9 protein-coding genes are annotated in these 9,643 nt (G+C 72.3%); 5 read left to right on the top strand and 4 right to left on the bottom strand.

Features of this window, described 5'->3' with window-relative positions; all coding sequences use genetic code 11:
• Positions 1–250: 250 nt before the first annotated feature.
• From ACFYY7_RS03625 to ACFYY7_RS03615, 3 genes are all read right to left on the bottom strand, one after another.
• A complete protein-coding gene (locus tag ACFYY7_RS03625) occupies positions 251–643 on the bottom strand; it encodes a DUF3040 domain-containing protein (protein WP_360918633.1) in 393 nt (130 codons plus the stop codon).
• Positions 644–947: 304 nt separating this feature from the next.
• On the bottom strand, positions 948–1,706 hold the full coding sequence (locus tag ACFYY7_RS03620; protein WP_388656496.1) for a class I SAM-dependent methyltransferase: 759 nt from the start codon (positions 1,704–1,706) through the stop codon (positions 948–950).
• Between the two features lie 102 nt (positions 1,707–1,808).
• Entirely contained in the window at positions 1,809–2,336 is a 528-nt protein-coding gene (locus ACFYY7_RS03615) for an SAV_6107 family HEPN domain-containing protein (protein ID WP_388656493.1), read from the bottom strand.
• Between the two features lie 168 nt (positions 2,337–2,504).
• Here ACFYY7_RS03615 and ACFYY7_RS03610 point away from each other — a divergent pair, with 168 nt between their 5' ends.
• From ACFYY7_RS03610 to ACFYY7_RS03590, 5 genes are all read left to right on the top strand, one after another.
• On the top strand, positions 2,505–3,323 hold the full coding sequence (locus tag ACFYY7_RS03610) for an ATP-binding cassette domain-containing protein (RefSeq protein WP_388656491.1): 819 nt from the start codon (positions 2,505–2,507) through the stop codon (positions 3,321–3,323).
• Complete coding sequence (locus tag ACFYY7_RS03605) at positions 3,295–5,382, top strand: YhgE/Pip family protein (protein ID WP_388656488.1); 2,088 nt, start codon at positions 3,295–3,297, stop codon at positions 5,380–5,382. The genes ACFYY7_RS03610 and ACFYY7_RS03605 overlap by 29 nt, the downstream gene beginning before the upstream one ends.
• Before the next feature lie 29 nt (positions 5,383–5,411).
• On the top strand, positions 5,412–6,023 hold the full coding sequence (locus tag ACFYY7_RS03600; RefSeq protein ID WP_388656486.1) for a TetR/AcrR family transcriptional regulator: 612 nt from the start codon (positions 5,412–5,414) through the stop codon (positions 6,021–6,023).
• 363 nt (positions 6,024–6,386) lie between these two features.
• Complete coding sequence (locus ACFYY7_RS03595; RefSeq protein WP_388656483.1) at positions 6,387–7,004, top strand: DUF4126 domain-containing protein; 618 nt, start codon at positions 6,387–6,389, stop codon at positions 7,002–7,004.
• A gap of 30 nt (positions 7,005–7,034) precedes the next feature.
• Positions 7,035–8,552: a phytoene desaturase family protein gene (locus ACFYY7_RS03590; protein WP_388656482.1), complete on the top strand. Its 1,518-nt coding sequence runs from the start codon at positions 7,035–7,037 to the stop codon at positions 8,550–8,552.
• 61 nt (positions 8,553–8,613) lie between these two features.
• On the opposite strand, the gene ACFYY7_RS03585 is transcribed toward ACFYY7_RS03590, so the two are convergent.
• Entirely contained in the window at positions 8,614–9,600 is a 987-nt protein-coding gene (locus ACFYY7_RS03585; RefSeq protein ID WP_388656479.1) for a hypothetical protein, read from the bottom strand.
• Positions 9,601–9,643: the final 43 nt, after the last annotated feature.

Here is a 9,643-nt window from a genome sequence, read left to right as displayed (position 1 = left end):
CGGACCGACCCACGGCTCCATCAGCCGGGCCCGGACCGTCCGGCGGCCTTCGCCCGGCTCCGGGTGCACCCGGGACTCCCCCAAGCACGCCTGCTCGAAGCCACGCCCGCGGACCGGTCGGCCCGATGTCCGTCCGCACTCACCGGCCCGGGGCATACGTGATGGCCCGGTGCGCACATGAAGGTCCCGGGCACACATGAGGGGCGGCCGCGAAGACGCGGCCGCCCCTCACCCAAGTGTGTCCGAGGGCCTACTGGCCCTGCTCGTCGCGGCGGCGCTGCCACCGCTGCTCGATGCGGTTCATCACGGTCCGGCGTTGCCTGGGCCGGCTGCGCTCGCCACCGCCTCCGGCTGCCGGGTGCTCGCCCGGCTTGGGTGCCTTGCGCCAACCAGTGACCGCAAGGACCGCGCAGCCCAGCATGACGAGAAAACCCACCACGCTGATCCAGATGAGCTGGGCGACCATTCCGGCCATGAGGAGCGCGATACCCACCAGGAAGCCTGCGACCGCCTGGTAGACCCGTCGCCGGGTGTACGTACGCAGCCCGCTTCCCTCGAGCGCTGTCGCGAACTTGGGATCTTCGGCGTACAGCGCTCGCTCCATTTGCTCGAGCATTCGCTGCTCGTGCTCCGAGAGCGGCACGGAGTCCTCCTCGTCGTCGGCCGCGGGGGGCGGCCGGTATGCGGCCCTTCCAGGATAGGCAGGGAATCGCCCCCGTGAAACCCGCCTTCTTGCCCATCAGCCAGTCCGGGCCGCCACGACGGCTCAGCTGCTGAGGCGTTGATTCCCCAACCTCCGATCCGTCATGCCGGATGGTGTCCCCCGATCATACGGGGCGAAGCCCCCGATCGGGGGGCCCGGTGCGTACTCCGTCTGCCGCTGCGTCGCTGATCAGCAGCGCTACGGCCGAGCTACCACCACCGGACCGGGCCGGACCGGACCGCGCTCAGGCGCGCTTCGTGCCCAGAACGTGCAGCTGCGTCGCTACGGCGTGGAAGGCGGGCAGCTCGGCCGCGGCGGACTCCAGCTTGAGCAGGGCCTCCACAGCACCGGGCTCCGTGTCCACCAGGACGCCCGGCACGAGGTCCGCGAAGATCCGTACGCCGTGGACCGCGCCTACCTCGACGTCGGCGCCGGAGACCAGCTCGGTGAGCTGCTCCGCGGTGTAGCGCCGGGGCACCGGGTCGCCCTCGCCCCAGCGGCCCGCCGGGTCGCCGAGCGCCTGCCGGGCCTCGGTGAAGTGGCCGGCGAGCGCCCGGGCCAGGACGGCACCGCCGAGCCCGGCGGCGAGCAGGCTGAGCGCACCGGACGGCCGGAGCGCCGCAACGGCATTGCGTACGCCCTCGGCCGGGTCGTCCACGTACTCCAGGACGCCGTGGCACAGCACCGCGTCGTACCCACCGCGCTCGACCACCTCGAACAGGCCGTGGATGTCGCCCTGGACCCCGCGGACCCGGTCGGCGACCCCGGCCTCGGCCGCGCGGCGCTCCAGCGCGAAGAGCGCGTTGGGGCTGGGGTCGACGACCGTGACGCGGTGGCCGAGACGGGCGACCGGCACCGCGAAGTTGCCGGTGCCACCGCCGGTGTCCAGAACATCCAGGGCGTCCCTGCCGGTCGCCTTCACCCGGTGGTCGAGGGCGTCCTTGAGGACCTCCCAGACCACGGCGGTACGGAGGGAGGCGCGGGGGCGCAGCTGGTCCGACACGGCAGATGACTCCTCGGCACGGTGCCGCCTGGGACGGCGGAGCGTGAACAGTGCAGGTGGTACGAGCAATGCCCACCCTATTGCCTCACGCCGCCGCTGCCGTCATCCCGCGTCGGGCCGCTCCCTCCTGGCCTGCGGGAGCACCGGCTGGAGCACCAGCAGCCGCTCGACCAGACGCAGGAACACCGCCGCGTCACGGAGCAGGTCGTCCGCGTCCCGCCGGGTCGCGGCGCCGGGTATGCCGGCTTCCGCGCGGGCCCGGCGACGGGCACCGGAGGCGAACAGCGCACTCCACTCGGTCAGCTCGGGGGCTATTTCGGGCAGGAGCTCCCAGGCGCTGCGGATGCGCTCCCGGCGCCGCCCGGACGTCTCCGGACGGGCCCGCGCGGCGAGCACCGCGGCCGCGGTGCGCAGCGCTGCGAGGTGGGCGGTGGCATACCGCTCGTTCGGCACATCGAGAACGGCGGCCTCGTCGAGGCCGGTGCGGGCCTTGGCGAGCAGATCGAGGGCGGCGGGCGGCGCCGTGGTGCGGCGCAGAACGGGGTGGACATCGCTTGCCGGGCCGGTCAGTGAGGGGGCAGGGCCGTCTGCGCGGCGCCGGGGTGCGGCTGCTGCGGACGAGTGGGCCATGACGAAACCTCCTGTCTCGTGTAACGGCTCCGTGGCCGTATGTATCCATCGTGAGGGGCACCACTGACAGTCGACCTCGACCCCGCCCTGACCTGCTCTTTTGCTTCGTTCGCAAGTTCGGGCTACCTTTTTGAACTGACTGGTCAGTTCAAAACAGGGGGAGGGTCTGTGGACAGCCCGCACGGGGCATCCGTCACCGCCGAGGATTTCGGCCTCAAGGGGCCGCGCGGCTGGGCCTTCCGAGGCATCGGGATCGATGCCGGGCCCGGCTCGCTGGTGGCGATCGAGGGCCCCTCCGGCTCGGGCCGCACCTGCCTGCTGCTCGCTCTCACCGGCCGGATGCGCCCCACCGAGGGCCACGCGAAGATCGGCGGGCTGCGCCTGCCTCGCAAGATGGCCGCCGTACGCCGCATCGCCGCGCTGGGCCCCGTCCCCGGGGTCAGCGAGCTCGACCCGGCCTTCACCGTCGCCGAGCACCTGCGCGAACGGGCCCTGCTGCAGCGCCGCTTCGACAGTTCGCTGCGCGCCCTGCTGCGCCCGCGTGCCGAGCGGGCCGCCACGGCCCAGGAACGGATCGACGCGGCGCTGGACGCCGCCGGACTCGACCCGGCCACCCTGCCCAAGGCCGAGCGGACCTCCGTACGGGATCTGGAGCGGCTGGAGGCGCTGCGGCTCTCCATCGCCCTCGCGCTGATCGGCGGCCCCCGGCTGCTGGCGGTGGACGACACCGATCTCAAGCTCTCCGACGCCGAACGCACCGAGGCCTGGGAGCTGCTGCGGTCCGTCGCGGACAGCGGCACGACCGTGCTCGCCGTCTGCAGCCAGGCCCCCGAGGACGCGATCACCCTGCGCACGGACGCCGCTGCCGAAGGAAAGCCGGCCGGGGAAGACGCGGCCGGGCAGGGCACGACCGGAGAGAACCCGACCGGGGAGAACACGACCGAGGAAGGAACGGCCGATGCGTTCGCCGAGACTGGCCGCGCTTGAGCTCAGGCGTTTCGGCAGGGGGAAGCTGCCGCGCGCCGCGCTCGTCGCACTGCTGCTCCTGCCGCTGCTCTACGGCGCGCTGTACCTGTGGTCCTTCTGGGATCCGTACGGCCGCCTCGACAAGATCCCCGTCGCACTGGTCAACAACGACAAGGGCGCCACCGCCGCCGGCAAGCACATCGCGGCCGGCGACGAGATCACCGGCAAGCTCCTCGACTCCAAGGTCTTCGACTGGCACGAGGTGAGTTCCGCCGAGGCCGGCAAGGGCGTCGAGGACGGGACGTACTACCTCTCGCTCACCATGCCGTCGGACTTCAGCAAGCAGATCGCGTCCAGTTCGGGCGACTCCCCCGAGACCGGCGCCCTCCAGGTGCGGACCAACGACGCCAACAACTACATCGTCGGGCAGATCTCCCGGACGGTCTTCTCCGAGGTGCGCACCGCCGCGTCGACCAACGCCTCACGCGGCTTCTACGACCGGATCTTCATCAGCTTCTCCGACCTCCACGACGCGACGGCGAAGGCCGCCAAGGGGGCCGACGACCTCAAGGGCGGCATCGGCAAGGCCAAGAAGGGGTCGCAGGACCTCGCGGACGGGCTGAAGGACGCCAAGGCCGGCAGCGGCCGGCTGGCCGGAGGGATCGTCAAGCTGAACAAGGGCGCGGGCGACCTGGAGACCGGCTCCCGGCAAGTGGCCGACGGCACCCAGCAGCTCGCCGACAAGGTGAACGGGGTGGCGGCCGACGTCCGCCCGTTCCTGAAGGACAACGGCAAGTCGATCGGCGACACCGCCCAGTTGGTCTCCGACACCTCGAAGACCGTGCGGCACAACCTCGATCTGCTCGCCGAGGCGGCACCCACCGCGGCCACCGCCGCCCACACGGCCTCCGACGACCTGGCCGGGATCCACCGCACCAGTTGCGTGGACCAGCAGCCCGCCGACCCCGATCTCTGCCCGCCGCTGAAGCGCGCCATGACCGCGGCGGCCGATGTCGCGGAGGTCGCCGACGACGTGAACGTACTGATCACGAACCAGAACGGGGACCTGAAGAAGCTGAGCAACCAGCTGACCACCCTCCAGCGGCAGGCCGACGACCTGGCCGAGCGCGCCCCGCACCTGGACAAGGACCTGGAGTCCGCGGTCAAGAAGATCAACGCGCTCAACTCCGGCGCCCACAAGGTCGCCAAGGGCGCCGACGACCTGCACACCGGCCTGACCACGGCCAGGACCGGCTCAGCCGACCTGGACTCCGGCGTGAGCGACCTCAAGAAGGGCGCCACGAACCTGGACAGCGGGCTGATCCGGCTCGGCGACGGCTCGACCACCCTGGCCGAGGGACTCAACGACGGCGTCGGCGAGATCCCCGACTACGACAAGAAGGACCGCGACGCCCGTACCGGGGTCATGGCCGACCCGGTTCAGCTGGCCTCCCAGTCGCTGCACGCGGCCCCCAACTACGGCACCGGCTTCGCGCCGTACTTCATCCCGCTCTCCCTCTGGGTCGGCGCGATGGTGGCCTACATGCTGATCCAGCCGCTCAACCGGCGCGCGCTCGCCGCCGGGGCCTCCGCCTGGCGGATCGCGTTCGCGGGCTGGCTGCCGGTGGCCGCGATCGGTCTGCTCCAGGTGGCGGCGCTGATGTCGGTACTGCACTGGGGGCTCGGTCTGCAGATGGCCCGCGCCGCCGGAACGGTCGGCTTCCTGGCACTGGTGACCTGCTGCTTCGCAGCCATCGTGCAGTGGCTGAACGCCCGGTTCGGAGCCGCGGGACGGATCCTCGTACTGGCGGTGCTGATGCTCCAGCTGACCTCGGCCGGGGGAACGTATCCCGTCCAGACCAGCCCCGGTTTCTTCAACGCGATCCACCCCTATCTGCCGATGAGCTACATCGTCGAGGGGCTGCGCCGGCTGATCACGGGTGGCGACCTGGGCCCGGTCTGGCAGGGCAGCGCGGTGCTGCTGGCCTTCACGGCGGGGGCGCTCGCCCTGACCGCGGTGGCTGCGCGCCGCAAGCAGGTGTGGACCCTGGACCGGCTCCACCCGGAACTGAGCCTGTGAGCACGCCGGAACCTGTGAGAATCGGGGGCATGGAAAGCAGCAGCACCACGCGGCGCCGGGCCACCCGGCAGAAGCTCTACGAAGCGGCCGTGACCCTCATCGCCGAGAAGGGCTTCTCGGCGACCACGGTGGACGAGATCGCCGAGCGCGCCGGGGTCGCCAAGGGCACGGTCTACTACAACTTCAAGAGCAAGACCGAGCTCTTCGAGGAGCTGCTGCGTCACGGCGTGGGGCTGCTGACGGCCTCGCTGCGCTCCGCGGCCGAGGAGACCGGGGAGCAAGGCGGCACCCGGGTCGAGGCCCTGGACGCGATGATCCGGGCCGGCCTGGTCTTCATCGACCGCTATCCCTCCTTCACCCAGCTGTACGTCGCGGAGCTGTGGCGCACCAACCGGGCCTGGCAGGGCACCCTCCTGGTGGTGCGTCAGGAAGCCGTCGCGGTGGTCGAGCAGGTGCTGCGCGAGGGTGTGGGCAACGGTGAGCTGAGCGAGGAGATCGACATCCCGCTGACGGCTGCCGCGCTGGTCGGCATGGTGCTGGTGGCGGCCCTGGACTGGCAGGCGTTCCAGCCGGAGCGTTCGATCGACGATGTGCACTCGGCGCTGTCGCTGCTCCTGCACGGGCGGGTCAGCGGGCGCTGACCTTCCGGGGCCAGGGCCCGGCAGCGCAGAAAAAACGCCGGTCCGGCGAGGCTCGATCCCCCCGAGCCTGCGCCGGACCGGCGTCTTCCGTGCTGCCGGAGAGCCTTCCCCCGTGACCTCGTTCTCCCCCGTGGTCCACAAGCTCTCCGTGGTACTCCCCCGTACCGGAGGGAGCGCCGCGACCGTTCCGCCGCCCCGTGCCGGCGGTGCGGAGCCGCGCCCTCTCCGTGGGCTCCACTCTCCCGTCCGCGCAGGTGGGAACCCATCCGCACACCTACTCATCTCCTCGCCTAGGTACGGATACTCAGGGCTGCGCACCGAACCCCTCCCCCGGCGTTACGCCATCTGGTTACGATCGCGTCCGTGTCCGTACTTCCTCTGGTATTCACGAGCGGCTGGGCGAGCGGGATCAACGCCTATGCGGTGGCCCTGCTGCTCGGCCTGTTCGGCGTCACCGGTCTGAGCGACGAGGTGCCCGCGTCGCTGCAACGCACCGATGTCCTCGTGGTGGCCGGTGTGCTCTTCCTGTGCGAGGTGGTCGCGGACAAGATCCCGTACGTGGACTCGGTCTGGGACTCGGTGCACACCGTCGTCAGGCCCCTCGCCGGTGCCGTCGTGGCCGCGCTGCTGGCCGGCGAGAGCGGTTCGCTGCCGGAGCTCGCGGCGGCGGCGATCGGTGGTTCCACCGCGCTGATGAGCCATCTGGTGAAGGCGGGCACCAGGATGGCGGTCAACTCCTCCCCCGAGCCGTTCAGCAATATCGCCGTGAGCATCGCCGAGGACCTGGGCGTCGCCGGGATCGTCACCTTCGCGATATTCCATCCGGTGGCGGCCGCGGTCATCGCGGGGACGCTGTTGCTGCTGGGCATCGTCATGGTGGCCTTCCTGGCCTCCAGAATCCGCCGGTTCATGCGCCGCAGGGCCCAGCGGCGGGAGGAGAAACGCCTGGCCGGAGCAGGTTCTCCCCGGCCACCGGGGTGACTGTCGGTGGTGGCCGTTAAGGTCACTGACATGGCACGTATTGCGGTGATCGGCGCCGGGATGGGCGCGATGGCGGCGGCCGCCCGGCTCGCCGTGGCAGGCCACCGGGTGACGGTGTACGAGCGGTCGGAGACCTTCGGCGGCTCGGTCGGCCGGTATGCCCATGAGGGCTTCGCCTTCGACACCGGTCCGGCGCTGCTGCATCTGCCCGCCGTCTATCGCGACTTGTTCGTGAAGACCGGCAAGGAGCCGCTGGAGCGGTGCGTCACCATGACCCAGGTCGATCCGGCGAGCCGCCATCTGTTCGCCGACGGCACGGCGGTCTCGCTGCCGAACGCCTCACGGGCCGGGGTCGTCTCCGCGCTGGACGGCGCGCTCGGCGGCGGTGCGGGAGCGGCCTGGGGCGGGTTCCTGGACCGGGCGCGCGATGCCTGGGACCGGTCCCGGCGTCCGCTCCTGGAGGAGCCCCTGCGCTCCGACTGGCAGGTGCTCGGCCGCGATCCGTATCCGGCGCTCCGGCAGCGCCGCCTGCTGCGCTCCGCCCGGCAGGCGGGCACGGTCGCGGAGATCGGCGCGTGGGAGCTGGCGGACCCCCGGCTGGCCGCGCTCCTCGACGGGTACGCCCTGTCGTACGGGCTCGACCCGCTGCGCGCACCGGCGGCGGCCGCCCTGCTGCCGTACATGGAGGAGACGTTCGGCAGCTGGTACGTCTCCGGCGGGATGCGGGCCCTGGCGCAGGCCGTGTACGAGCGGTGCCTGGCCCGGAAGGTGGTGTTCGTCTTCGGCGTCGAGGTGGCCCGGGTCGTCGAGAAGGACGGCCGGGCGGCGGGCGTGGAGCTCGTGGACGGGACGGTCGCGGAGGCCGGTCATGTGGTGCTGGGGGCCCGGCCGTGGGCAGGGCTGGTGCCCGGTCAGGAGCTTCGGCAGGAGGGTGACGTGACGGTGCGGCCGGGGCCGGAGCAGGGGGTGGTGCCGGGCCGGTTCATGGTTCTGCTCTCGTTGCGCGGCGCCCGGTCCCCGGATGCCGTGCACCGGACGGTGGTGCACGCGGCGGACGGTGCGGCGGAGCGCGAGGCGCTGTTCGGCGGCCGGCTCGCCGAGCGTCCCACGGTGACGGTGCTGCGCCCTGACGACCCGTCGACCCGCCCCGACGACGGCCACGAGGCGGTGACGCTGATGGCGACGGTCGCCCCGCACGGCGCGGTGGACTGGGCGGACCCGGCCGTGCGCGAGCGGTACGCCGACTCGCTGATCGAGGCGGCGGCCGCGGCCGTGCCCGGGATACGGGAGCGGCTGCTGCGGGCCGAGGTGCGGACGCCGGCCGAGACGGCTGCCGACACCGGCGCCGAGGGCGGTTCGGTGCCCGCGCCCGCGCTGGCCGGGGCGGGCGGCGCGTATCTGCACCCGGGCAATCGGACCCGGCTGCCGGGGCTATACGCCGCGGGCGGCTGGTCGCACCCGGGCGGCGGGCTCGCGCACGCGGGCATGTCCGGAGCGCTGGTCGCCGGGCTGATCGTGGAGGGCGACGGCTTCCGCGGCTCGCAGTGACCCGGAAAGCCGGTGGCCGGGCCCGGCCGCGGTCCGGCGGACCCGGGCGGCCGGCCCGCCGTCAGTAGCGGTACTGCTGCTCGTCGTAGCCGTTGCCGTTGTTGTAGCCGTTCGGGTACGGGGCGGGCGGCGCGGGCGGCTCCGGCGGTGCGACCGGGTACTGCTCGCCCTCGCGCTGCTGCGGCACCCAGACACCGCCCGGCGGAGTATCAGGGCCGTACTGCTGGGCATACGGGTCGGCGGTGTACTCCTGCCGGCCACCGAAACTGTCGTGGTTGTTGCTGCCGTCGTAGTTGTTGCCGCTGCCGTTGCCGTAGCTGTCGTACGCGTCGTACTGCGGGGAGCCACCGGTGGTGCCGGTCCCGATGTACGGGTCGGAGTAGGCGGCGTACTGCTGCCGGTCGGTGCCGTAGTCGTACTGACCGGCGAGCGGGTCCTGCCCGGCGTAGGCGTCCTGGCCGGCGTAGCTGTCCTGGCCCTGGCCGGCGTAGGTGCCCTGGCCCGGCGCACCGTACGCGGCGGATTCGGCGTACGGGTCGTAGGCGGCGTACTGGGGCTGGGGCTGCTCCTGCCGGGACCGGTGGTGGTCGGAGTAGATGCCGTACTGCCCGGTGTCGTCCGGCATCGGCTCGGGCTCGTAGACCGCGGCGGCCGGAGGCCCGGGGGGCGGGGTTCCGGGGGCCGAGGGCTGCGGGGCCCCCTCGTCGTACGCCATCTCCAGGTCCGACACCTGGAGGGTGGGCCCGCGGCCCTCCCGGTCGCCGCCGCCGCGTCGACGACGGCTCTCGCCGGGGCTGCCCCCTATGGCCCAGCCGGTGGAGAAGCCGCGCCGGAAGGAGAGCGTGACGTACGTCTGGCCGGTCGCGAAGGCGATCGTGCCGAGGACGATGACGAACACCGACGGCATCAGCACGCCGACGACCACGATGCCGAAGCCCGCGAAGGCGAGCAGCCGCCATCGAAGGCGCGCCTTGTACTGCAGGAGCACCTCGCCGAGCAGCCACAGCGCGACGATTCCGAACGCGATGTAGAGGACCGTCCAGCCCATGCCCGCCCCCTCCTACGGCCACCGCCCGGGTCGCGGCGGGTAC

It is taken from the genome of Streptomyces sp. NPDC001933 (assembly GCF_042890955.1).
Taxonomy (GTDB): domain Bacteria; phylum Actinomycetota; class Actinomycetes; order Streptomycetales; family Streptomycetaceae; genus Streptomyces.
This window is presented reverse-complemented; position numbering and strand designations above follow the sequence as displayed.